General features: G+C 40.9%; 28 protein-coding genes and 1 pseudogene. 11 read left to right on the top strand and 18 right to left on the bottom strand.

The features are described 5' to 3' along the window. Positions 1 to 311 precede the first annotated feature (311 nt). The gene (locus AC4EHK_RS03940) at positions 312 to 1,271 is read left to right on the top strand and encodes an S-layer homology domain-containing protein (protein ID WP_490977484.1); all 960 of its coding nucleotides are present in this window, start codon (positions 312 to 314) and stop codon (positions 1,269 to 1,271) included. A gap of 438 nt (positions 1,272 to 1,709) precedes the next feature. Here AC4EHK_RS03940 and AC4EHK_RS03945 read toward each other — a convergent pair whose 3' ends face one another. The 6 genes and pseudogenes from AC4EHK_RS03945 to AC4EHK_RS03970 form a co-directional block, all read right to left on the bottom strand. Next, on the bottom strand, positions 1,710 to 2,189 hold the full coding sequence (locus AC4EHK_RS03945; RefSeq protein WP_490977485.1) for a DUF6036 family nucleotidyltransferase: 480 nt from the start codon (positions 2,187 to 2,189) through the stop codon (positions 1,710 to 1,712). Between the two features lie 103 nt (positions 2,190 to 2,292). Continuing rightward, positions 2,293 to 2,472 (bottom strand): hypothetical protein, encoded by a 180-nt coding sequence (locus tag AC4EHK_RS03950; RefSeq protein WP_490977486.1) that lies wholly within the window; start codon positions 2,470 to 2,472, stop codon positions 2,293 to 2,295. 130 nt (positions 2,473 to 2,602) lie between these two features. Beyond that, positions 2,603 to 3,241, bottom strand: a complete 639-nt coding sequence (locus AC4EHK_RS03955) for a transposase (RefSeq protein WP_490977487.1) — start codon at positions 3,239 to 3,241, stop codon at positions 2,603 to 2,605. 3 nt (positions 3,242 to 3,244) lie between these two features. Beyond that, a pseudogene (locus AC4EHK_RS03960) lies at positions 3,245 to 3,756 on the bottom strand (ATP-binding protein). Beyond that, a complete protein-coding gene (locus tag AC4EHK_RS03965) occupies positions 3,720 to 4,067 on the bottom strand; it encodes a hypothetical protein (protein WP_490977937.1) in 348 nt (115 codons plus the stop codon). The pseudogene AC4EHK_RS03960 and the gene AC4EHK_RS03965 overlap by 37 nt, the downstream one beginning before the upstream one ends. 13 nt (positions 4,068 to 4,080) lie before the next feature. Beyond that, entirely contained in the window at positions 4,081 to 4,221 is a 141-nt protein-coding gene (locus tag AC4EHK_RS03970; RefSeq protein ID WP_490977924.1) for a magnesium chelatase domain-containing protein, read from the bottom strand. Between the two features lie 295 nt (positions 4,222 to 4,516). On the opposite strand from AC4EHK_RS03970, the gene AC4EHK_RS03975 reads away from it, so the two are divergent. Continuing rightward, positions 4,517 to 4,912, top strand: coding sequence for an SHOCT domain-containing protein (locus tag AC4EHK_RS03975; RefSeq protein WP_490977488.1), 396 nt, complete (start codon positions 4,517 to 4,519; stop codon positions 4,910 to 4,912). Here the strand turns inward: AC4EHK_RS03975 and AC4EHK_RS03980 are convergent. Beyond that, on the bottom strand, positions 4,896 to 5,981 hold the full coding sequence (locus AC4EHK_RS03980) for a hypothetical protein (protein ID WP_490977489.1): 1,086 nt from the start codon (positions 5,979 to 5,981) through the stop codon (positions 4,896 to 4,898). The genes AC4EHK_RS03975 and AC4EHK_RS03980 overlap by 17 nt on opposite strands. Further along, positions 5,978 to 6,931 carry a patatin-like phospholipase family protein gene (locus tag AC4EHK_RS03985; protein ID WP_490977490.1) on the bottom strand — a complete coding sequence of 318 codons (954 nt, stop codon included), beginning with the start codon at positions 6,929 to 6,931 and terminating at the stop codon, positions 5,978 to 5,980. Before AC4EHK_RS03985 ends, AC4EHK_RS03980 begins: the two co-directional genes overlap by 4 nt. A 306-nt stretch (positions 6,932 to 7,237) precedes the next feature. Here AC4EHK_RS03985 and AC4EHK_RS03990 point away from each other — a divergent pair, with 306 nt between their 5' ends. Both AC4EHK_RS03990 and AC4EHK_RS03995 read left to right on the top strand, forming a co-directional pair. Then, positions 7,238 to 8,101: a hypothetical protein gene (locus AC4EHK_RS03990; RefSeq protein ID WP_490977491.1), complete on the top strand. Its 864-nt coding sequence runs from the start codon at positions 7,238 to 7,240 to the stop codon at positions 8,099 to 8,101. 176 nt (positions 8,102 to 8,277) lie between these two features. Then, positions 8,278 to 10,743, top strand: a complete 2,466-nt coding sequence (locus AC4EHK_RS03995) for an AAA family ATPase (protein ID WP_490977492.1) — start codon at positions 8,278 to 8,280, stop codon at positions 10,741 to 10,743. A 672-nt stretch (positions 10,744 to 11,415) separates the two neighbouring features. Here the strand turns inward: AC4EHK_RS03995 and AC4EHK_RS04000 are convergent. Next, positions 11,416 to 11,796, bottom strand: a complete 381-nt coding sequence (locus AC4EHK_RS04000; RefSeq protein WP_490977493.1) for a hypothetical protein — start codon at positions 11,794 to 11,796, stop codon at positions 11,416 to 11,418. A 353-nt stretch (positions 11,797 to 12,149) separates the two neighbouring features. Between AC4EHK_RS04000 and AC4EHK_RS04005 the strand changes: the two genes are divergently transcribed. Beyond that, positions 12,150 to 12,518, top strand: a complete 369-nt coding sequence (locus AC4EHK_RS04005) for a hypothetical protein (RefSeq protein ID WP_490977494.1) — start codon at positions 12,150 to 12,152, stop codon at positions 12,516 to 12,518. A 436-nt stretch (positions 12,519 to 12,954) separates the two neighbouring features. Here the strand turns inward: AC4EHK_RS04005 and AC4EHK_RS04010 are convergent, their stop codons facing one another. Genes AC4EHK_RS04010 through AC4EHK_RS04025 form a run of 4 tightly spaced genes read right to left on the bottom strand, consistent with a single transcriptional unit; the run spans position 12,955 to position 13,909 of the window. Further along, on the bottom strand, positions 12,955 to 13,383 hold the full coding sequence (locus AC4EHK_RS04010; RefSeq protein WP_490977495.1) for a transposase: 429 nt from the start codon (positions 13,381 to 13,383) through the stop codon (positions 12,955 to 12,957). Beyond that, positions 13,380 to 13,547 (bottom strand): transposase, encoded by a 168-nt coding sequence (locus AC4EHK_RS04015; protein WP_490977496.1) that lies wholly within the window; start codon positions 13,545 to 13,547, stop codon positions 13,380 to 13,382. Before AC4EHK_RS04015 ends, AC4EHK_RS04010 begins: the two co-directional genes overlap by 4 nt. Next, positions 13,537 to 13,680, bottom strand: a complete 144-nt coding sequence (locus AC4EHK_RS04020) for a hypothetical protein (RefSeq protein WP_490977497.1) — start codon at positions 13,678 to 13,680, stop codon at positions 13,537 to 13,539. The genes AC4EHK_RS04015 and AC4EHK_RS04020 overlap by 11 nt, the downstream gene beginning before the upstream one ends. After that, positions 13,634 to 13,909 (bottom strand): hypothetical protein, encoded by a 276-nt coding sequence (locus AC4EHK_RS04025; protein ID WP_490977498.1) that lies wholly within the window; start codon positions 13,907 to 13,909, stop codon positions 13,634 to 13,636. The genes AC4EHK_RS04020 and AC4EHK_RS04025 overlap by 47 nt, the downstream gene beginning before the upstream one ends. Before the next feature lie 252 nt (positions 13,910 to 14,161). Here AC4EHK_RS04025 and AC4EHK_RS04030 point away from each other — a divergent pair, with 252 nt between their 5' ends. Both AC4EHK_RS04030 and AC4EHK_RS04035 read left to right on the top strand, forming a co-directional pair. Beyond that, a complete protein-coding gene (locus tag AC4EHK_RS04030; RefSeq protein ID WP_490977499.1) occupies positions 14,162 to 14,779 on the top strand; it encodes a hypothetical protein in 618 nt (205 codons plus the stop codon). A 6-nt stretch (positions 14,780 to 14,785) separates the two neighbouring features. Then, entirely contained in the window at positions 14,786 to 14,887 is a 102-nt protein-coding gene (locus AC4EHK_RS04035) for an SEC-C metal-binding domain-containing protein (protein ID WP_490977500.1), read from the top strand. Between the two features lie 207 nt (positions 14,888 to 15,094). On the opposite strand, the gene AC4EHK_RS04040 is transcribed toward AC4EHK_RS04035, so the two are convergent. Continuing rightward, positions 15,095 to 15,799, bottom strand: coding sequence for an S-layer homology domain-containing protein (locus AC4EHK_RS04040; protein ID WP_490977501.1), 705 nt, complete (start codon positions 15,797 to 15,799; stop codon positions 15,095 to 15,097). A gap of 775 nt (positions 15,800 to 16,574) precedes the next feature. Here AC4EHK_RS04040 and AC4EHK_RS04045 point away from each other — a divergent pair. Together AC4EHK_RS04045 and AC4EHK_RS04050 are read left to right on the top strand one after the other, a co-directional pair. Continuing rightward, the gene (locus tag AC4EHK_RS04045; RefSeq protein ID WP_490977502.1) at positions 16,575 to 17,171 is read left to right on the top strand and encodes a competence protein ComK; all 597 of its coding nucleotides are present in this window, start codon (positions 16,575 to 16,577) and stop codon (positions 17,169 to 17,171) included. Positions 17,172 to 17,620: 449 nt separating this feature from the next. After that, positions 17,621 to 17,827 carry an excalibur calcium-binding domain-containing protein gene (locus AC4EHK_RS04050; RefSeq protein ID WP_490977925.1) on the top strand — a complete coding sequence of 69 codons (207 nt, stop codon included), beginning with the start codon at positions 17,621 to 17,623 and terminating at the stop codon, positions 17,825 to 17,827. Between the two features lie 109 nt (positions 17,828 to 17,936). Here AC4EHK_RS04050 and AC4EHK_RS04055 read toward each other — a convergent pair whose 3' ends face one another. From AC4EHK_RS04055 to AC4EHK_RS04065, 3 genes are all read right to left on the bottom strand, one after another. Continuing rightward, positions 17,937 to 18,101 (bottom strand): hypothetical protein, encoded by a 165-nt coding sequence (locus AC4EHK_RS04055; RefSeq protein WP_490977503.1) that lies wholly within the window; start codon positions 18,099 to 18,101, stop codon positions 17,937 to 17,939. Positions 18,102 to 18,108: 7 nt separating this feature from the next. Next, the gene (locus AC4EHK_RS04060; protein WP_490977504.1) at positions 18,109 to 18,420 is read right to left on the bottom strand and encodes a GRAM domain-containing protein; all 312 of its coding nucleotides are present in this window, start codon (positions 18,418 to 18,420) and stop codon (positions 18,109 to 18,111) included. Between the two features lie 67 nt (positions 18,421 to 18,487). Beyond that, on the bottom strand, positions 18,488 to 18,838 hold the full coding sequence (locus tag AC4EHK_RS04065; RefSeq protein ID WP_490977505.1) for a winged helix-turn-helix transcriptional regulator: 351 nt from the start codon (positions 18,836 to 18,838) through the stop codon (positions 18,488 to 18,490). 123 nt (positions 18,839 to 18,961) lie between these two features. On the opposite strand from AC4EHK_RS04065, the gene AC4EHK_RS04070 reads away from it, so the two are divergent. Beyond that, on the top strand, positions 18,962 to 20,020 hold the full coding sequence (locus tag AC4EHK_RS04070) for an LLM class flavin-dependent oxidoreductase (RefSeq protein WP_490977506.1): 1,059 nt from the start codon (positions 18,962 to 18,964) through the stop codon (positions 20,018 to 20,020). Positions 20,021 to 20,032: 12 nt separating this feature from the next. Next, positions 20,033 to 20,599: an NADPH-dependent FMN reductase gene (locus tag AC4EHK_RS04075; RefSeq protein WP_490977507.1), complete on the top strand. Its 567-nt coding sequence runs from the start codon at positions 20,033 to 20,035 to the stop codon at positions 20,597 to 20,599. A 183-nt stretch (positions 20,600 to 20,782) separates the two neighbouring features. On the opposite strand, the gene AC4EHK_RS04080 is transcribed toward AC4EHK_RS04075, so the two are convergent. Then, positions 20,783 to 21,871, bottom strand: coding sequence for an S-layer homology domain-containing protein (locus AC4EHK_RS04080; protein WP_490977508.1), 1,089 nt, complete (start codon positions 21,869 to 21,871; stop codon positions 20,783 to 20,785). Positions 21,872 to 22,007: the final 136 nt, after the last annotated feature.

The raw sequence follows: 22,007 nt of genomic DNA on the forward strand, positions 1-22,007 counted from the left end.
TTTGGGACCTGCTGGAAGTTGAAGTTGTGTGGGTGCCTGGCATCCATACAACTCAGCAGAAGAGCGAGAGAGTTTATTATCCCCCCAAGTAAAGCTTTTTCTTTTTATGGATCAAAAGTAGAAAATAGGAAAAAAAAATACCATTTTTCTGTATAGAGTATTATAATCAGTTTATTGATGAAATAGTAGTTAGAAAGTGGTGTTGAAAAATAATTTTTTAGGATACACTACCTAATTTCTGCTCTCTTCTGATAATAAGAGTCTTGTAACAAATAGTGTGCTTCTACTAAACCCCAATTGGAGGAGAAAAAATGATCGTTAAATCAAAATTGCTTACTAAAATTGCATTACCCGCTGCTTTGGCTATGTTAGTGGTGGCTTCTGTAGGTTCACCTGTTTCCGCCGCAAGCTTTACGGATGTCTCAGATCGTTATAAACCTTCGGTGAATTACTTAGTGGATCAGAACATCACAAACGGCGTTTCGAAAACCAAATTTGGAATCGATCAAAACATTAAGCGTGGGGACGCAGCGATTATTTTAGCGCATGCGCTTGGATTAACCGAAAAGGATGCGCCTTCCTCAGGGTTTGCGGATGTGCCGACACGTGGCGTGGTTGCGATTAATGCATTGAAAGATGCGGGAATCGTCAACGGAAAATCCACGAAGAGTTTCGGATTTAATGAGCTGATGCAACGCGGTGAAATGGCCTTGATGCTGACGAAGTCAGCTGCCTACAACTTGAAAGGCGATCCATCGAAGCTTAGCTTTACGGACGTGAACTCACGCTACGCGACTGCTGTTGCGGCTCTAGTGGATAATAATGTTACGTCCGGTAAATCAACTGTCAAATTCGGAACGAATGATCTTTTAAAACGTGGGGAATATGCTATCTTTATTCATAAAATTGAACAGAGCATTGCGAAAGAACCGGTTGTGCCGTTCAATTTGACTGGCTATCAAGGGCTTTGGGAAACTAAAAGAGCTAATACCCAAGACGCTTACATGTCTGTAAATCTTGAAAATATTAAAGGGAATACGTCTCAAGTACAAGTGGATTCCATGTCTACTGGCGCAATGTACATCGGATCAACAGATGGTGAAGTTAAATTTGTTGATAATAAAGCGAGACTTTACTACAGCGAAGATGGTTTCGGCGGCAGCGGCGTCATCACGATTGAATTGTTGAAGAACGAAATAGCTGTAACTGTCGTGAAGAGTAATGATGTGGGTTATATATTTGAAGGGAAAAACAAGTTTTATAAGAAGTGAGACGGAATCACTCTGAACTTTAGAGTAAAGCGTCTTCCGTCATGCTTCAACGCAAACAGCCCCGGTATTAAAATCGCGCCCCTGTGTCAAAGACGATTCAGTATATTCACGACAATTGCATGCAAAAGAAGCTGCCTCCAAAAACCCCAAAGGTTTTTAGAGGCAGCTTCTCTATATTAAAAGGAGGAAAATCGCGCCCCTGTGTCAGAGACAATTCAGTTTATACACGACAATTGCATGCCAAAAATGACGCATCGAGAAACCACAACGGTTTCGATATGCGGTTTTGGTATGTTTATGGGAAGTGCTAATTAGTCATAACTGTTTTGCGCACAGGGAAAAATTGGGAAATACAGGGAAAAGGGTGCATCGAGAAAGCAATTCTTGCCTAGATGTATTCTATCCGCATAATGAGCAAGAACAGTAAAATCACTGTTCTTACTCATTGATTGCCTGGAAGAACACATCGGCTACTTCTTTTTCTTTAATCCCTACTAAACGGGAATAAATATATTCCTGATCCAACTTGTTTACTTCATATAATTTCGTCATCCATTTCAACTGCTCTTTTTCCTTCCAATGGACAAGTGCCCGTAACCTATCGCAAAAGATATCTTCCGGACTAATCATATGAAAAATGCACCCGTCATCGGTCAGCGCATCTCTTATTTTGTCATAACTGCCTTCCAGGTGGTTGTCAGGAATTTCAATAGAGACTTGCACCTCTTTCAAGTAACTGTCTTTGCCTTGCCTTTCAAAAACCAACTCAACTAGCGCCTCCATGATTTTTTCATGTGATGTTGCAACAAAATCGATACCAACAGTTGCGTATTGTCCGGTCGTATAATACTCAATACTGAGGCCGCCAACTACAATTAATTGAATTTCCGAATGTTTCGCTTCAACATACTCCGTCACAAGACCGGCAACTCGAATATTTTTGTCTGCTAAAGGCAGACTTTTTAACTTAGCTAATTTTTCTATATGGATCCGTTCTGTTTTCCATATTCTTTTTCAAACATCAGAAGGATTTTGTCTCATCTTCAGAGCGGGGGCGTTGTCTTCCCGCTTTTAAATCAGAAACAATTTCTCCTGTCCTCTCTTCTAAAGTTTTCAGGAAATCATCTGGCAGAGTCGAATTGGAATTTCGACGCTCCTTCATGGCAATGCTTGCAATTTCTAGTTTACGTTTGGGCTCCATTATCGATCATCTCTCTTCTAGATAATAGCATATTTCTATTGTGACCAATAAGAATGTAATTCTACGCATAGACTTTGCCTTATCATAGAAGGAAGAAAAAATCGTGCCCTTGTGTCAAAGACAATTCAGTTTATGCACAACAACAGGTACTATTTGGGAAACCGTTAGAAATCACCGCCTTCATATCCTCTACGTGTTCGTCTTCTTTCACGTTCTGCGTATAGGTCAGGCAGTACATGGAATACGCCGTGTTGTTTTTCTTGAACGATTCCGACAATAATCTTCGAAGTAGTTCCCTATCCAAAAAGGGCGGCACTGGAAGCAGTTCGTCCCAGTAAAGCGGAAACGAACTGTATGGATATTGATCCAGGTGCTCGACCATCAGCTGTTTTGTCTGAATTGGGTTGCGGTGGATGTTGCTGTTGACAGTACGCAGGCCGAGGCGGGAATCGACTTCTTTGACGAAATAGCGCTTCTGGTAGATTCTGCCGATGTGGCCGCAACGTTTGGCATAGGAAGCGCTGTAGCGCCGGTTGACCAGTCCCATAATTTTAAATAACGGATTTCGCTCCGCTTTGATCAGGATGTGGTAATGGTTGGTCATGAAACAGTACGCCAACAGCTTGAACGGGTAATAGGCATGGACATGCAGGAAGGCAAGTTTCAATTCGAACATGTCTTCTTTCGTATTGAAGATCGACTGTCGGTTATTACCGCGCATAATGACGTGGTAATAGGAATGCGGATTGAATTCGCGTTTTCGGGTCATGGCTCACTTCATCAGCGAACTGTGTGTACGCGAAGCGCTGATTTTCCACTCAAGTGCTTCATCGACTGCCGCATCCATCACGTCTTCGTCGCAGCAACAGCAATCAGATTGATGGCGGGGGGGGGGGGGGAACTGTTCGGACCCTTCGACACGGTTGACCACGGCAAAACCGCTTTCGAGCGGCTGGCGCAAGGTGTCGATGATGCGCCAAGGGAAATGACCCAGTTCATCGAGAAATAAGACCCCGCGATGCGCCAGTGACATTTCGCCAGGATTCGGAAAACGACCGCCGATGATGTCTCCTTCTGACGACGAATGATGCGGACTTCGGAACGGCGGGCGCTCGGACAAGGACCACGTTTGTTTGGCGAGCTGGTAGATGCTGTAGACTTCTAAGATTTCGTCATGTGCCAGATCAGGCAAAATCGTATGAAAGCATTGGCGAGCAGACTTTTGCCGCAGCCGGGCGGACCGTTCATCAACACATGGTGGTCACCAACCGCTGCCAGCAACAACGCGTGCTTCGCATCTTCATGGCCGCGAATGTCGGAAAAACAGGCATGCGGGATCTTTTCAGTGTCTTCATAGAGAATTTCAGGTTGCAGGAGGATGAGGTCGTCGTCAAAAGGGGATTTTTTCCACCAAGATGGCAAAGGAGAGAAGGCATATCCGGCATACGGATCAATTCGACACCCGCAGCTTGTGCAAACAAGGAGATTTCGATGGGTGGAAGGTCGTCAGTACGCCCGACAAGGTCAATGCGGCGATAAAGCAGGTGTGCTGGAATGCCGATGGGCTTTTTCTCCATGGCCTGCAATACTGCCAATAGCATCGCCGCATCATAAGGATGTGCCTTGCTTTTTTACATCGGCAGGCGACAGGTGAATGGCGATTTTCTTCATGTTGATATCTTTGCCAAGCGCATGCAAGCAATTTAAAATCCGTTCTTTCGACTCTTTGATCGATGTACTTTTCCATATCTTCCCGCACCGTTGCCTTGACGCGGATCACTTGGTTGGAGAGGCACCTCATGCCAACACTTTAAATATAACTGGATATAAGAACCCTTCTTTTCTAGTTAATTTGGAACCGCCTTTTCCTTTCTCCAGGGTTATTAAGGACATTATATCCGTCAATTCCTGGACAAACAATCCCATCTACTTTTGAACATTATGAAATAGCATTAACACACAGATATAATAGTAAAAAATATACAGTGTTATATTGTTTTCGAGTATAATAGTTTTAATTAACGGTGAATAGGAGTGGGATAAAATGTCTTTAACTAACTGGCGCTTACCGGTTGCCGATAAAGAAGTTTTCTGGAACACCTTAAAAACAAATAATGAGTGGAGATTTCAGCATAATAAAGTAATTGGGCAATATCGCGTCATTGGTCCGGATAAATATCGAGAAGCTTGGGGCTTTAATGAGGATGAAATTTTAAAAGAATTTCAACGTTTATCCGGCCTCACAGAAAATAATGGAGTGGCTGCTGCCCAAAGTCCATATAACCAGATGCAACCAGCACCAGAATTATCACCGTCCAGACTTGATTTATATGCAGAGTTGAAGAAAGCTGGCGAGCTTTATCAGGAAGGCATCTTGACGGAGGAAGAACACAATCAAGAGCGTAAAATCATAATGGATAAAATTAGAAAAATTCCATAATTAGCACTTCGCACTTGTTTTGTTCAAGTGCTTTTTTTAGCTTGTTCGCTTCTTCCAATGTGTTATAAATGTTCACTGTTGCAGGTAGATGGTTTGTAATAGGCGGGCATTGTTCTAAAGGGATTCCAGCATCTAAATGCAGTGTCCGGTTAATACGGAGCCGGTCATTTACGTGTGGAATTGATGCTAGTATAAGCTCATACCCAACAGGTGAACGACTTACCTGTTCAATAAGAGCAAGCTGAGTTAAAAGGTGCATAGCAAGTTCCCGAACTGAAAGCGTCCATTGTACGTTCTTATAGTGCACTGGAACTGGTTTTTGATTTAGCAACAAAATCAATGGTTCTTCACCATACAGGGCTGCATCTATAGAGCCTGTTAAATGGATACCACTTATTAATCGTTCAACTAATGCTTTATTTTGGGAAAGTCGTTCATAAAATACATGGGGCGATAGTTGCTCAGCTAATTTTAAATCGAGTAGCATATATTCTAAATATTTCTCATCTCCCTGGTCCCAATTTCCTTGCGTGGCATGATAAAAATCATTGATTATACAAACAATCTTTTCCTCGGTGCTAATCGCTGAGTAAGGTATACCATTATATGTCATATACGATAACGATAGTCTCCAATCTATTAGGGTTACTCTTTTTTCAAGTTGGGACATACGCGAATTAAGTTGCTCGAATTTTGCAGAACTATCCTCATACATCAGATCTAACGTTTGGTATAAAGAGAAGAACTTCTCATCATTTTCCAATTGTAGCTGTATGACCTTTTCATACAATGAACTAATTAAACTAAATGACAGTGCCTGATGTTTCGCAAGCTGACTAACAATGTTTATAGCCGCATTTTGAGCAGTAATTAAATTTTCCTGCATCTTCAAACGCGAAGCACGGTTTTTACCGTTTAAGTTTCTGAAAAGTTTTGTTATTTTTCCTTGTTCTTGTAGTTCACGCCATTTCGCCTCTGAAGATGAGAGAGTAGCCATACATTCGAACGTTAAAAGAGTTAGCTCACCTTGAGTCAATTTTTGAAGTTGTTGAGTGGATACCTCGCTCATTTCCACTGACCTCCTCGTATTTTATTTTTTAAACTAGATATCCCAACCTGAAATTCACGGGTCCTAGTCTTGTGTAATGATTCAAAGTTTTGCTCATTTCCTATAATTTTTTGCACAGATTGGTAAACTGATTTTTCTTGCTCTAGCATTTGAAAAGCAGGTTCGAGAATTCGCATCGCATCCTCGTATCCTTCTTGTATTCGCCGTTTAGCAATTTCACTATTAAACTGCAATGTTCCTGAAACGACGTGACCTAAATTGTTTGTTGGAACGATATCATAAAATTTAGCACTTGGATATAAAGAACGGTCAAAGATATAAGAACGATCAAGAGGTACGATGATAATATGATCACAACCGATTTCATAAAGCGGAGCAATCGGAACATTATCTTTCAAAAAACCATCTATGTATAGTTTTCCATCGATAACTTCTGGGGAAAAAACGATAGGAATAGCGGACGTTGCAAGTAAAATGGATTGAATCTTTTCAGGTGTTTGTCCATTTATTTGAAAATAGGTTTTTGTCAGCGAAGGAAATTCAACACAAGTTACAAAAAAAGGAATATCACAAGTTGATAACTGATTTAAATCAACCGATTCTTGAATTAATGAAATCATTCCTTTGCGCGAAAATACACCATAGTTCTCAAGCTTTTTACTATATGGTTCTAGCTTTTCAGTCATTTTTTCAAGAGGTGTCCCTTCTAATTTATCAATGAATGAAGTCCCTTTCATCGATAAGATTTTGTTTGGTGAAATGTTTTCCCATACACGGCAAGACTTGTCAATATGTCCATTTAACAATAGTGCTCCATTTAAAGCGCCCACTGATGTACCAGAAACGCCTTGAATATAATTAGTTACACCTATGTCAGTCAACGCTTTAATGACCCCCATCTGATAAGAGCCTTTTCCACCACCACCAGCAAGCACTAAACCAATTTTCATGTTTTTTCTCCTCATAATGGATTTATTTAAGAGTCATTTCGTTTCGAATTAAATTGACTAATTAGCCATTCAAAAATTTTGGTTTGAACTTCTAGTACTATTAAAATTTAATGAAGTAGTTGAAATTCAGTAAAAGGTTGGTTAGAAAAATCATTCTTTTTATTCATCTTTATCTGAGTATATAGATTTATAAAAATTCTATTAATGACAATTATACAGGTTGTATAGTATACAAATAACAGTTAAATTGATATTATTTAAAATGGTTAAAAATTATTTTATTTTTATACAAAAAGGAGTTTTTTTATGAAAAATTTACTTATGGGACTGCTTATTTTTCTCACAGCCTTACTTGTCGGATGTTCGGAAGAGACAGCACCGGAAGAGACATCTGCAGAAGAGGTAGCGACTAAAGAAACAGATATTGTAGAAGAGCCTGTTGAAGTTGAGGAAGAATCGGTAGTAGAAGAGCAACAAATAGTATCTGAAGAAGTAGTAAACGAATTTTTTACAGAATACCAAGATGTTACCGACATGTCCAAAGACATGAAACCAATTGGTGATAACACGTACCAAACAATGGAAAAAGGAGAGGAAGTTGATACTTATACAACTTGGAAATTCACTCCTGGTAAAGCGGAACCAGAAAAAACTTTTGAAAAAACTTTTGCTAAAGACAGTTCAGGTGTCGGTTTCCCTAGAAAATCAGCTGATATTTCCTCAGATTTTATAGTGCACGATGATTTTTATATCACTGAACCACTTGCTTCTTTAGATGAGACAACTGTTAACACTATTAAAAGTGGATATTTTTCGTTTTCAGATTTACGTCTCGGCATGACAGAAGAAGAAGCAGCAGAGGTTGCTCCGAACCCTTTTGAGGTAATCGATAATAATGGTACGAAATGGTATCGCGGGACTGAGATCAGCTATTCTGTCAGTGGAGACACTGGACTTGTAGAGTACCTACAAGTATCTCCAGAAGCTTTTTCTGATAAGCAGACTGTCGAAGAAATCAATGCACTATTTGGCGAGCCCACTAAAGAAGCTTTATTTAATAACAACAATGCAAAATATTATGACTTTGCCTCTGGTGATTACGAAATTTCAACTCTTCGCTATAACGAAGATGAAGAATGGTACGCATTGCAAATCACACAACAAAATTAATGGAAAGACGAAGATAGTTACAGACTGCCTTCGTCTTTTTTTTTATTTTTCTTAAAAGTAGGAATAAGTTTGAAAAGCTAAGATAGAGGATTATTGTTGGTATATACAAAGAGATAGCTAATAAAAAATAACTTCTGCTTTTTCTTTATTTATATTATACTAGGAAAAACCTTATTTTGAATAAAGATACAATTATTTATTGGGCTGAAATACGTAAATCAAGCCTTTTCAAAGCAACTTATGAACTAAGAATGTGGTGCAACATAAAATGTAATAATATAAATTTTAGTCTGAAGGGAATGAGCAAAATTTTTAGTATGAGAGAGAATGCTTGGGAAAAGATAAAAAAAGAACAGAAAGACCTTTTTCCACTTGTGTATAAGCAGGATTTGGAATGGAACTACTTAGTGTATTATGCAGTTGGCAACATTGATGAATCAGAGTTTATAGAGGCAATGCACTCTTATGAAGATGTTAAAAATTTAGCGGAACGAGTAAAGAATGATAAAAGAGTTTATAAGGGTGGAACCCAATATTGGGAGGATGAAATTGATCTAAAAATAGATACTATTTTTTATATCAGAGAAATTGTAAGTAAGGAGTATACTGTTGGCAAACGTCCAAATGGTGGGTATTTATCGACTTTAAAGGAGAACACTGTAAAACTTAACACTAAACTTTTTCCGACTGAAGCACTCCATCTTCGAGCAGGTATGGTCTATCTCGATGGGAAACTATATTTGCCCTACCAAAAAAAGGCTCTGAGCCGAGTATCCTCAGAAGACAAGGCCAGAAAATTTGCAGCGGCGACCTACATGGTAGATTGGGCAAGTCAAGACATCCCAAATCTACTTAAAAATCGCAGTGCGCTAAAGTGTCTTCATAGTATTTTAGCGGATATAGAAGCAGGTGGAACTGGTGAAGTTAATGATGTAGTTGAAGAGTCAATTGAATTTGCACTATTTGGGGAAGAAGTAAAAAAACGTAGAGAAGTTTTAAGAAATACCCAAACTACAATTAATGAGATGGTAGGTCTCGGTAGATTTAAGGAAGAAATGGATTCTATTATCTCGGCCCAGCGCTCTGAGCGACAGATGAAAGCTCATGGAATAAACTCGATAGGCAATGGTTATCACGCTCTCTTTATTGGTCCGTCGGGGACCGGGAAAACAGACAGTGCTAGACTCTATGCAGACATTCTTTTTGGACTAGGGGCAATCAAAAAACGGAAAGTGCGTGAAATTTCTAAAGAAGATTTAGTCGGTAACTATATCGGAGATACTGAAAAAAATACGAAAGCGGTTATCCACGAATCACTGGGCGGTCTTCTCTTTGTTGATGAAGCCTATACACTTGCTCAGGCAGGCGACAATACAGGAAATAGTCAGAACTGGGGAAAAACAGCACTAGAAATCATAATGCGTGCAATGGACAATCATCGCCATGAGTTAGTCGTTGTTTTTGCTGGATATCCAGAGCAAATGCGAAAATTCATGGAGGTTAATGAAGGTATGAGTTCTCGAGTGAATCGAGAATTTCATTTCGACGACTTTACTCCTGAAGAACTAGTGGAAATCTTTGGGCGATTAGTGAAAAAAAATGGCTTTGAGCTTTATGATTCTGAAAGACAGATTGATCAACTAATTAAAAGCAATATGAGAGGTGGTGCTATGACCGGGAACGCTAGAAGTATAAGAAAACTTGTCGATCGCACCATTGAGGAACAAAAAAAGCGAGTTGCTAAGGGAGAAGTTGATAATCTCCGAATAATCAACAAGGATACCTTGAAAGAGTTAATTGGTGGGAGTAATTCAAGGGATACTGATACACTTGAACTAATGCAAAAAAGAGCGCTCTCAAATCTTGATGCCATGATTGGCATGAGTGATTTAAAAGCTGAAGTAAAGACATGGTCCAATGTTTTAAAAATACAGAAGATACGCAAAGAGGCCAATCTAATTACAGAATCTCCTACGCTTCATATGGCATTTAAAGGAAACCCGGGAACTGGGAAAACAAGTATGGCTCGTATTATCGCTGATTTGTTAAAGTCGAATGGGCTGCTATCAAAAGGGCATTTCAAGGAAGTATCTCGTGCTGAACTTGTAAAAGGTAATCCATCTACGACCGTAAGGGAGTTGTTTAAAGACATTGATGGAGGAGTTCTTTTTATTGACGAAGCTTATACACTTGTACAAGGTCCAGGAGATAATTATGGAAACGAAGCGGTTGGTGCTCTCATCGCGGAAATGGAGAACCGTCGGGAGGATGTCGCAGTAATACTCGCAGGATATTCGAGTGATCTTGATCGATTGTTCGAAACAAATATTGGTTTTGAGTCACGTGTTTCAAACCATTTTTACTTTCCAGATTACACATCCTCAGAATTATTAAAACTTCTTATGCTTCAATTGGAAAAGGCAGAATATCGCTTAACCGAAGAAGCAGAAAGTCTAATTACTGACTATATTAATGCAGAGACAGAAATGGAAATGACCGGAAGCAACGGTAGATGGGTACGAAATGTAAGGGATCAACTTCTAAGAAGACAGGCAAATCGCTTAGCGAACATCGGTAATTTTTCAGAAGAGTCTCTTGTCGAAATTACTAAAGAAGATGTAGAGGGATTATATAAATTGTAAAAACTATATTGCCTTCACATAAATTAGGATTTTATTTTTTAGCTCTATTTTAATGGAGCTAGCCGTATGTTTGCTGAACATCGAAATGTTTACTTTTTTTACAAGCTAAAATATATGGTGATTTTAACCAAAAAAGGGTCTATTAAAATTCAAACTAATTCTTTTAAAGTCTCTACTATTATATTTTAAAGATTAAAAATAGAATGTGAGCGGCCCCTCTTTAGTTAGATATTAATCTAATTACAGAGGGGCCGTTTTTATGACCAAATTTTAGAGTAAGACAAACCATAAGCTGCTCAGGAATACAAGAAATTGTCAATTCAAGAGGAAGAGTATAGCTATGTTCACAAATACAAAAAGTTTTTATAAATAAAGGTCCCTAAGGAAATTAGTCAAGCGAGGTATCATGCTATTTTGAGAACCAATCTATAATTTATAAGATTAATAGAGAGTACTTATCGCATATAGCGGATTGACGAACCTTTAAAATATGAGTTTAATAGCATATCGAACTCTTTATCAACAAACCAGCCATTTTTAGTTCAAATTTTTGGATCAGTTTAAATCTAATACCTTTATTTTGCTAACTTTGTTTTTATAGATTTGATATAAAAATTCCCAAAATGATGTTAAAAAACACGTAACTTCGATGAAAATGTAGAAAATATTTTTCTAATCTCCCTCGTAAATATTCGTCCAATTATCTGGATCACTAGAATCTGGATTAGTTACTTTACCTGAACAATCATCTTCAGTAGAATAGAGCGAAAAATTAATTGCCTCAATCGCACCTCCTCCAAGTGTCATAATATTACTGCCTAGATCAACAAGTGTCATTATTCCATTTTTAACACTTCGCCACACGTCTGAGAGAGAAATAATACTATCTGTTGCCAAATCCTGAACTTGTTGATCTCCCCAAGCGGTAATTTGTTGGGAACATCCCATATTACTAACGTCTGTGGCTCCTTCGTTCCAACTCGATTTCCAGATTCCCACAACAATAATTGCGATACAAATTCCAATTGCAATCTTTCCGATAACTCCTCCCATAAAATCCCCCTTTCAAAGTTATGAATCTTTACTAGTTCAAAGTTCACTATTATTCCACACAGAAAAAACTTACTATTTCATAAAAACTAATTTTAACTTGTTTCTAAAGTATAAAAAAAATGGAGTAACCCTTAACTTTTGAAAAGAAATTCTTCTAGGAATAAAAATTATACATGTCAATGGAAAGAATACAGTTTAAGATTTTATATTTAAATTATATACTAATATTTAAATAAACTATGCTATAATGACTAAAAAAGATTGAATTTTTAATCAAAAAAGGTTTATTATACTAATTTTTAACAACTAAAGATTCATTTTTAGTTTATATTTTTCAATGAAAGGGGAAAAAAATGAAAATACTGAATAGATTAGGAGCTGGTTTAGTATATTGGTCTAGGCGAGCCGGATTATCTTTTGCACCAAGATTGTCAAGTATGGGAGAACAAGCTACCTCATCAATAATACCTCTGCTGATGGTTACTGTTATTGGAAGTGGGGGGATAATTTTTCAACTTTTTAGAATTGGCTACCTTTACCTAATGATCAACCACGTAATATGGCCAAGCTTGATTCAACAAGATACGTCTTTTTTTATGTTCCCAATTCTCTTCCTTATGTTTCTAGTAATTTGTGATCTAGGTTTTCGAATAGGCGTGCCAATTGCTCTTGCTATTTTAGGTGGACAGCTAGAGAGTGAAGATCGTAATTATCGTCGTTAAAACGTCCGTAATTAGGTTGAAATCGTGCGCCTGTGTTGAAGAAGATTCAATTCATTTACGGAATATGTAAATCCAAAAATCCAAAGCCTGATGCAACAGGGGTTCCAGGCTTTGGATTGAGTACAATTATCTGAGTAGCTAAATTTTTGTTATTGTATCTGAAACAGGGAATATCTAGGAACTTTTGGATGTGCGAGTAGTCAGAGGCAGCGCCAAAAAGTCCTACTAGCAATAACAAATCGCGCCCCTGTGTCAGAGACAATTCAGTCTATGCAAAATAATTGCATGCCCAAAATGCCGCATCCAGAAACCCCAACGGTTTCAAGATGTGGCTTTGGCATGTTTATGGGAATTGCTAAACAGTCATAACTGTTTCTTAAACAGGGACCATTTGGGCTCTGTGCTGGGAATCGGTGTCCTCTGCACACCTCACACCCTACATCACCGGCGGTTCCATGTCCTCTACATGTTCGTTTTCTTTTGCGTTCTGCTCATAGGTCAGGCAGTACATGCAATACGCTGTGTTGTTCTTTTCAAACGGAGGAGGCAACAAGGCCAGTAGCAGTTCCTGATCCAAAAATGCTGGTACTGGGAGGGGTTCGTCCCAGTAAAGCGTATGTATGCAACTCCAAGCTCTCGACCGTTGGCTGTTTCGTCTGAATCGGGTTGCGATAGATTTAGCTGCTGACGGTGAGCAGGCCCAGGGGTGAATAGATTTTCTTGGCAAAATAGGCTTCTGGTAGATCCGGCCGATGTGCCCGTTGCGTTTGGCATAGGACTCACTGTAGCGCCGGTTGACCAGTTCCATAATTATATGAAGTGGATCGCGCTCGACTGTGAACAGGATGTGGTAATGGTTGGTCATAAAACAAGACGCCAACAACTTGAACTGTAATTGACAAGGACATGCTGGGAGGCACGCTTTAATTCGGATATGTCTTCCTTCGTCCGGAAAATTGGCTGCCGGTTATTGCCGCGCATGATGACGTGGTAATAGACGTCTGGATTGAACGTGCGTTTACAGGTCATGGCTCACCTTATCAATGGTGTGGGTACGCGAAGTGCTGATTTTCCACTCGAGTGCTTCATCGAAAGCCGCGTCCATCACTTCCTCGTCACTCGACAAATCGGAAATGGTCCGGGCAAACCACAGGATTTTCATCGTGGAGCGACTGCTCAGCTTTTCCTCGAACAGTTTGATCGGCACGATTGGCATTCTTGTAATTGTCGCCGTAGCAGATTCGTTGTCGAGCGCGGGCATAAGCCGTCAGCTTGCACAGTTCTTCCGAAGTGACCGCGGTCGATTGCGCCAGAACGCCTTGATTTTTCATCTCCAGTAAAAAACCCATCCGCTCGATGATTGGAGCCGTGATTTTCTGCATGTACTTCAAGCGGTCTTTGTCGCCGCAGGTGCAGTATTTCTCGTGGGAACCGGAAAAAAAACAGAGTTCAAATTAAGATGACCTGGATCTTTCGTAAAAAGGAGTAGTCTATTTTAGAAAAGTTCCAGCATATTGCAGTTAAATAGAGTAAACAATGCCGTCACTTGCAAATTGACATATGGATTTTAACTATTGGCCTCCACAGGCTGCAGCGGAATTGTACATTAAACTAAAAAGCACCAGAGGGGACGGAGTGGAAATGTGATCAGAAAAGAGTGGGTGGAGTATGTATCGGCAATGGTGAATTTGTATGGGATTGTGCCGTTTGAGCAAGTGGCAGCGGTCATTTCAAGCCAGAATGTAGAAAGCGTTGCCGCAGCGGACATTGCCGAGTGGATCGGGGAACCGTTTTCGGGTGCCTTGGCAAAAGCAGCGCTGCAGGAACGGTTTGTTTATGAGTATGGCAGTGACTTTTTTGTGGGGGAATGGATCATGGAATTTGAAGCGTTTGACGAACATTGGATGGCGCAGCAAGGCAAGCCTTACTACGTGCCAGATCGGGAGGAACTGCTGATGTGGAGCGATCCGGGTTATTTTGAAAAACCGAAAGAATTTTTTGTGCTGCAACAGTTTATTACTACTCTTTTCCCTGAGGCCTCCTTTGACAAAGTAGAAGGAACGGCACAAGACCTGCAGATGATGGCGGAAGATTCGTTTTCGCTGGAAGGGATTATTCGGGAATTTGACCGGATGGGACTGGAGCTTGAAGAAAGCGGACAACTCAAGCGCGTGGTAGAGCTGGTGACGGAGTTGCATAACCACACACGGCTTCAAAAGAACCGTGGGTACACGCCGTATGAATTGTTTAAAGAAGAGTAGAAGAACTTGCTGCCATTAGCCGTAAAAATCGGTCGAAACGATTCGTGTCTTTGTGGGAGCGGAAGGAAATACAAGAAGTGCTGCGAGAATATGGCTGGACAATTTTGAGAACCACTCGCATTTTAGGTTAATGGCAGTTGACGCACCAAATAGTAATGAATCTGTAGCTTCTTCTACTTTGGTGTCTGCATAATGAGATACAACCACATCGTCACAACTGTCTTTCTTCTATTTTTGAGACTTTGCAGCTTTATATTTGTTCGGAAACCGGCTCCAATAAAAAACCACACCCAGAGGTATGGTTGATTTGATTTATTAGTTTGGAGGATTTCCATCCCACGGAACAAGTTCTTCGTCGCGGTCGTCTATGATTGCACCGTTATCGAGCATAGCTTCTGCAACATAATCTGATACTTCTGCGCGAGTCATCTTGTGATCAGGTTTGAATTGGGTGCCTTTGTCTGTGATGATTCTAGCCGCGAATAAGTTCTTGACGGCTTGTTCGTACCATCCGTTGGTTTTCACATCAGTATATTTAAGTTTCACATTGGTGGCATTTTCCATTTGGAACGCGTCCGAGATCATTCGAGCAAGTTGTGCTTTGGTGACTGTATCGCCTGGACGGAATGATTTTTTAGGGAATCCATTGATAAGGCGGTTTTCGTACATACTCTGGATCGGCTTTGTGTACCAATGATCGGCTTTAAGGTCAGTGAACTTAATCATTGGGCGTTTGTTTTTTGCAGGATATTTGATACCTAGTGCGTCAGCGCCGCCACTGATGATACTGGATGCTTCTGCACGTGTTACAGGAGTTTCAGGTCTGAATGTGTTATCAGGAAATCCAGTAATGATGCCACGCTGCGTCAGGAATTTGATGTTTGGCTCTGATTTGTGTGTCTTCGGTACGTCTGAGTAGTTTTGCGATGCATTTACGCTTCCTGCGTTTCCTACTGTCAGGCTGATTAACAATACAGCTGCAAGAAATCCTTTCGTAATTAGGTTACTCGCCTTCTTCATAATTGAATCACTCCCATTTCGTCTTCTATGTTGGTGGTTATTTGTTACTCATTTCACAGTGCATCGCATGAAAAGACGAAAAAATCGAATCAGCTCTTTTTCTTTTTGGAACTTTTTGGATAAGTTCTTTTTTTCATTATGACTAATAAATAGGTATAAAGAAATGTTTTTAATTTAAAATTTTCTATCTAATGTCAGAGTTGATTGATTATATGAGCATCAATTCAAAGCGAATAAACAACCCCTTAACTCAAGTTGAGAAGACCTCCTCATCTTGCAAGTAAAGGGATGAAGCTTTCCAGTCTTTTTGTCGGTGCGGCATCAGATGAAGCGATTCGCTAAATGATTATAGGGTCAAATAGAATCTAGCAGTTAACACCTAAAGTAAAGAAAATGCCTTTTCGATTTTAATCGAAAAGGCATTTTCTTTAGGCAGAGCTCATCCAAGTCTAAAGCTATAAAAGACGAGACAAACAAAAAATAGCGCTAAAAATTTATTAAAAAAGTATTCAAAATAGTTAGATTTAAATTAGGTATAAATATATAATAAATAATGTAAGAAATGGGAATAAAGACATGTTTCAGGCGAGAGAACTTTATTCATCTAAAGGAGGTGAGGTAGATGTGAAAGACAAATGGACAGCAATAGAAAACCCACAGGTGTAGAAGTCTGGCCGACACCCACCTGTGGGAAACAGTTGGAGTATACCAACTACTTGTTAGTATACTCCAAATGGCTTTAACTTTTAAGCGTTAAATCAAAGGGGGACTCTAAATGAGACAGAAAATAAGTAAAAATTGTGAGATGAAATCCGAGTACGCCATCAGTTCCGAGACCATCATCATCTTGCCAGAATTTGATGGTGACGGATTTTTGAACTCATTGATCTGCAAAAGCGATGGAATAATAACCAGGGCTGGATTAAGTCCGTTGAACTTGATTGATACGAATTTACGCTTCCGCGGTTCGAGTTTGAGAGGCGCATTGGACGGAGCCCGAACCCTGTTGGATAAAAAGAACATGAACCCGGTCATTCTGGATAAAGAACGTGATATTATCCTGTTTCCCTGTCGGTCGCCATTCCGGGAAGATTGCGTCTGGCTGTCACTGCGCCATGTGAAAAGTTACCGGCGTTCGAAAACCGGCCATACAAAAGTCGAACTGAGCAACGGCAGCACCATTCTTCTAGATGTCAGCCTCCACACGTTCAGCAAAAAAATCCAACGGGCCTACGAACTGCGCTACAAAATGCAAGTGCAGACCATGGAGTTTGAAGGGCAAGTGATGGAAAGAGGTATTGGCTACCATCTGACAAAAGGAAAAAACGGGATGAATTATGTGGGTGTGGGAGTGCAAGGGCCAGAAAAGTAAGGTAACTAAGCTAGCTGCTCTTTGAGCTTATTGCCAGTAGCCACTCGCTAAAAGGCACCTGTATGCAAAAGATGCCGTATCCAGAGAATGGATACGGTTTTTATATGCAGATAGAACGGGGAAGTTGTGCTGGATATAATAGAACTACTGATTAACATAACATGTGTATAGTAGTTAACTCTCAATAAAATTGAAAGCAAAACGGCGGAAATTTATTAGGCGATACTGCATTTTAAATAATTTTTTTGAGTCTATAGTCGTGAGCATAAATAACTGATACACTAAATTGGCTAACAATATTTGGATGATATTACTTCATTGTTATTAAAGTTTTCAACATGAAATTTCAATGGGAGTAGTTGAAAAAGGAGGAGTTTATAATGAAAAAGATCGGTTTTGCAATTATGTCTTTAATGGTGGCCATTAGTTTTACGGTCAGCACAGCACCTATGCCAGCGGATGCTGCCGAAGCAAAAGCAAAGACTTTTACCAACTGTACAGAAATCAATAAAAAGTATAAAGGTGGCATTGCCCGCACTTCAACAGCGAAGAACAAAGGCGGCACATCAAAGTACAAGCCGTTTGTTTCCAAAGCCCTGTACGATGCGAATAAAAAGAGCGATCGTGATAAAGATTTGATTGCTTGCGAGCGATAAGCATTTAAGGCGACGGTATATAGTGGACATTGACACTGGGGAAAATCAGGTTGTTAATTGGATTGTTAAAAAGCAGAAAACCATTCCAGAGTGTTGGAATGGTTTTTTCTTAAAGTTGGCATCGTTTCCGAACGTACAAGCCACACAGCCATCTGTTTATCCAAAACGAACTCTTCACCTGGTCTGCCTTCATCATTTTCCGTACCGTATGCTTGGCTTCCCAGTCGTGCATGGCATCCAGAACGGGCTCGAGACTGCGGCCATACTCGGTCATGGAATATTTAAGCTTTCCCTATCAAGCGGCTTAAATACTCAATGATCCTATTTCTTTTAAACACCACAAACTTGTACTCTTTCCCCTCCATGTCTTTGATATAAAATCCGTTGGGGACAAGCTTTAATGTATTTCGCTTTCCTACTTCAACAATAGCGTCCAATCTGATTTCTACTTGTTTAGTTTGGAAGTTGATTTTATGTGGGGTGAAGACCGCCATCTCTTCGGTAATGACAAGCCTTCCGCCTACACCTTCCCACCCTTTAAATAAGTTGGCAGGAGTGTTGAAAATTTCTTCTTTTCCTTTAATTTTTCCCATGACTGGATCGCCTCACAATAAGGATTTTGTATAACGGGTGCCAGGCACCCGCTCAATTCTCGCTCAATTACGAACTTTTCACCTGATCCGCCTTCACCATCTTCCGTACCGTATGCTTCGCACCCCAGTCGTGCATGGCATCCAAAACAGGCTCGAGGCTGCGGCCATACTCGGTCATCGAATACTCGACTTTCGGAGGGACTTGGGCATAGACGACGCGTTGGATGATGTCTTCGTCTTCCAGTTCGCGCAGTTGTTTGGTCAGCATTTTTTGGGTGATGCCGGGCATTTTGCGTTTGAGTTCGCTAAAGCGTTTGGTGCCTTCTTGCAGCAGAAATAACAAGATGACCGGTTTCCATTTTCCGACAAGAATGCCGAGTGCGTCTTCGACTTGGCAATTTTCTGGTTTCTTTTCCACAGTTGGTTCCCCCTCAGTATCTTTTTGTATACTATACCACTTTAAAGTGCGTACTTATAAAGAAAAAGGATAATGGGTATACTAAAGGGTAGAGGCATTTATTTAGAGAGGTGGATTTACTTTATGGAAAAATATCGCATCAATCCGGACAACGGACTGGAATTTGGCATTTATACGCTGGGGGACCATCTTCCAAACCCGGCAACAGGAGAACGCATTTCTGTTAAACAACGGCTTCATGACATTATCGATTACGCGGTGCTTGCCGAACAAGCAGGCGTTGATTTTTTTAGTGTAGGGGAAAGCCACCAGGAGTATTTTGCAACACAGGCACATGCAGTGGTGCTGTCGGCCATTGCACAGGCAACTTCAAAAATTAAAGTCGCCAGTTCGTCGACAATTATCAGCACGTCCGATCCGGTTCGCGTATACGAAAACTTTGCGACGCTTGATTTGATTTCGGATGGACGCGCTGAGCTTGTGGCAGGACGCGCTTCACGTGTTGGCCTGTTTGATTTGCTTGGCTATGATCTTCACAACTACGAAGATTTGTTTGAAGAAAAGTTTGATTTGCTTCGCTTGATCAATGAAAACGAAATCGTCAATTGGAGCGGCGAGTTCCGCAAGCCGTTGCGTGATGCACAAGTGCTGCCGCGTCCGGTTGATGGATCGCTGCCGATTTGGCGGGCAGTGGGCGGAACACCGGCCAGTGCGATGAAGGCTGGGTACGCAGGTGTGCCGATGTTTATGGCGCATTTAGGTGGAGCCGCGTCGCAGTTTAAAAACACGGTGGACGGCTACCGCGAAGCAGCGAGAGCAGGCGGACACGATCCTGCGCAATTGCCAATCGCCACGGCCGGCTTTTTCTACGCGGCTGAAAATTCCCAACAAGCATTGAAAGAATTATATCCGCACATTAACGAAGGCATGAAAAAAACCAATGGCGGAGGATTCCCGAAGCAATTGTTCGCACAAGGCGTGGATCCGCATAACATCATGAACATCGGCAGCCCGCAGCAAATTATTGAGAAAATCCTGTATCAGCACGAAGTATTTAACCATCAGCGCTACGTCGCCCAAATCGATTTTGGCGGCATGCCGATGGACAACATCAAAAAGAACTTGGAAATGATCGGCACGGAAATCCTGCCGGCCATCAAAAAATACACAGCGAAAAAGTAAGGAGAGATCTAGATGAAAATTGTGGGATTATCCGGTTCGCAAATCGGTTCCAAAACCAGAGTCGCTGTCACAGCAACACTTCAGGCGATTTCAGACAAATACCCAGATGCCGAAACGACCTTGATTGATTTGGCAGATTACAAAATGGAATTCAGCGACGGCCGCAACTACTTGGATTACCAAGGGGACACAGGCTTTGTGACGAAAACCATCATGGAAGCAGATGCCATCGTCATTGGCACGCCGATTTTCCAAGCCTCGATTCCGGCGGCGTTGAAAAACGTTTTTGATTTGCTGCCGGTCAATGCATTCCGCGACAAAGTGGTCAGTATGCTGGTAACGGCTGGGTCGGCCAAGCATTACATGGTAGCCGACACGCAGCTCAAGCCAATTTTGGCTTACATGAAAGCGCAGATGGTGCAAACTTTCGTGTTTATCCAGGAAGAAGATTTCCACCAAAAACAAATCATCAACCACGACGTGCTGTTCCGCCTCGAACGCTTGGCAGAAGACACTGTTGTGTTGACAGAAACGTTCACGAAAATCCGCGAAGAACAAGAAGCGGCATATGATTTTTAACTAAATAAAGAGAAGGCGCTGGATTTCAGCGCCTTCTCTTTATTTTCGGTCGTTCAGTGTTTGGACCATTCACGGGTGCAAAAGTGACACTGGCGGGAGGTATTAACCGTGCAAATAATCTGCATAACGGCAAAAAGACAACCGGCTTTGACGAGCCGGTTGTCTTTTTGTGGGAAAACTTCTTTAATTTACATCAGTCAATTCGAAAATCGTTCCGTTGCTGTTAACGACTTTCACTTTTCCAAAACCTTCGACAAAGTATTCTTTGTAACCGAATTCTACCGTCACTTCAACGGCATTGGTGAATGTGCGGTAAGGTGTTTTTAACGTTACGCCAATCTGTGTAATGGTATGGGTGACATCGTCTGCCACTTGAGAGCCAGGTGGTGGTGGATTGATGCTGTAAGTGGTGCCGACTTTAATTGGGTACGCTAGAAGCGGCGTGTCGAAAATATCGACCACTGGATGCGCTTGAATCAGATTTTTTCTAGTTTCGACTTCACCGTACAGGTATGTTTCATCGATACTTGGGATTGCCCGTGACCAGATAAAGCCAATCGGTTCAGCAGCCGTACCATTCGCATATTTGTACGTATGTGTTTCGATTCCGTGTGTTGCGGTATTATACGTATAAGTTTTGGTCTTATCCTTCATGTACGAATTGGGAATCCGTGCATCGTTCTTAAATGCCGGTTCCAGCCCGCGTGCCAGGAATGCCGCAAACTGTCCACGTGTCACGTAAGATAATGGCTTATACGTGTTGTCTTCGTAACCAATTGTGATGTTGATGGACAAAATATCTGAAATCGCTTTGTATGCTTTCATGTTCGGTGACACATCCGTAAAGTCGGCTGTCACTGAAAATGGTGTCGGGAATACCCGTGATAAAATAATCGCCATGTCGCCGCGCGTGATCGGTTCATAAGGACGGAATGTGCCATCCGGATATCCCGTGATATAACCGGCTTTTTGAGCCTCGGCAATATACCCACTCGCTTTTTGGCCTTTTGTTACATCTGTAAAAATGGAATCTCGCTGTGTGCTGTCCAATTTCTTCATATGGCCGATCATGATCGCCGCTTCTCCGCGTGTCACGACCGCATCAGGGCGGATCGTTCCATCCGGATATCCGTTCATAATTTCTTCTTCCATCAAATATGTAATCTCATCATAAAAACCATGACCCTGCTTCAAATCCGTTGCAGCACTTGCGGCAGAACTAAACACCCCGACAAATAACATCAACACAATACCCATGCTTAACTTTTTCACTACATCACTCCTCCAAATAAAATAGTTTTCTTATTTCCTATTATAACCATAAATGTTACGAATAAAACATCTTTCTGTAATATTTGTAACATTTATTTTTTTACAAGAAATTCTGCTCTTGATTAATGATCGACGG

It is taken from the genome of Planococcus sp. TJ-307 (assembly GCF_058268435.1).

Bases quoted from the DNA above. Each gene is read 5' to 3' on its own strand.
- AC4EHK_RS03955 (WP_490977487.1), bottom strand. From the start codon at position 3,241: ATGACCCGAAAACGCGAATTCAATCCGCATTCCTATTACCACGTCATT.
- AC4EHK_RS04040 (WP_490977501.1), bottom strand. From the start codon at position 15,799: ATGAAGAAGGCGAGTAACCTAATTACGAAAGGATTTCTTGCAGCTGTA.
- AC4EHK_RS04045 (WP_490977502.1), top strand. From the start codon at position 16,575: ATGAGACAGAAAATAAGTAAAAATTGTGAGATGAAATCCGAGTACGCC.
- AC4EHK_RS04005 (WP_490977494.1), top strand. From the start codon at position 12,150: ATGAAAATACTGAATAGATTAGGAGCTGGTTTAGTATATTGGTCTAGG.
- AC4EHK_RS03975 (WP_490977488.1), top strand. From the start codon at position 4,517: ATGTCTTTAACTAACTGGCGCTTACCGGTTGCCGATAAAGAAGTTTTC.
- AC4EHK_RS03950 (WP_490977486.1), bottom strand. From the start codon at position 2,472: ATGGAGCCCAAACGTAAACTAGAAATTGCAAGCATTGCCATGAAGGAG.
- AC4EHK_RS04055 (WP_490977503.1), bottom strand. From the start codon at position 18,101: ATGACCGAGTATGGCCGCAGTCTCGAGCCCGTTCTGGATGCCATGCAC.
- AC4EHK_RS03985 (WP_490977490.1), bottom strand. From the start codon at position 6,931: ATGAAAATTGGTTTAGTGCTTGCTGGTGGTGGTGGAAAAGGCTCTTAT.
- AC4EHK_RS04075 (WP_490977507.1), top strand. From the start codon at position 20,033: ATGAAAATTGTGGGATTATCCGGTTCGCAAATCGGTTCCAAAACCAGA.
- AC4EHK_RS04020 (WP_490977497.1), bottom strand. From the start codon at position 13,680: ATGAAAATCCTGTGGTTTGCCCGGACCATTTCCGATTTGTCGAGTGAC.
- AC4EHK_RS04015 (WP_490977496.1), bottom strand. From the start codon at position 13,547: ATGACCTGTAAACGCACGTTCAATCCAGACGTCTATTACCACGTCATC.
- AC4EHK_RS03940 (WP_490977484.1), top strand. From the start codon at position 312: ATGATCGTTAAATCAAAATTGCTTACTAAAATTGCATTACCCGCTGCT.
- AC4EHK_RS04060 (WP_490977504.1), bottom strand. From the start codon at position 18,420: ATGGGAAAAATTAAAGGAAAAGAAGAAATTTTCAACACTCCTGCCAAC.
- AC4EHK_RS03980 (WP_490977489.1), bottom strand. From the start codon at position 5,981: ATGAGCGAGGTATCCACTCAACAACTTCAAAAATTGACTCAAGGTGAG.
- AC4EHK_RS03990 (WP_490977491.1), top strand. From the start codon at position 7,238: ATGAAAAATTTACTTATGGGACTGCTTATTTTTCTCACAGCCTTACTT.
- AC4EHK_RS04000 (WP_490977493.1), bottom strand. From the start codon at position 11,796: ATGGGAGGAGTTATCGGAAAGATTGCAATTGGAATTTGTATCGCAATT.
- AC4EHK_RS04010 (WP_490977495.1), bottom strand. From the start codon at position 13,383: ATGACCAACCATTACCACATCCTGTTCACAGTCGAGCGCGATCCACTT.
- AC4EHK_RS04050 (WP_490977925.1), top strand. From the start codon at position 17,621: ATGCCAGCGGATGCTGCCGAAGCAAAAGCAAAGACTTTTACCAACTGT.
- AC4EHK_RS04070 (WP_490977506.1), top strand. From the start codon at position 18,962: ATGGAAAAATATCGCATCAATCCGGACAACGGACTGGAATTTGGCATT.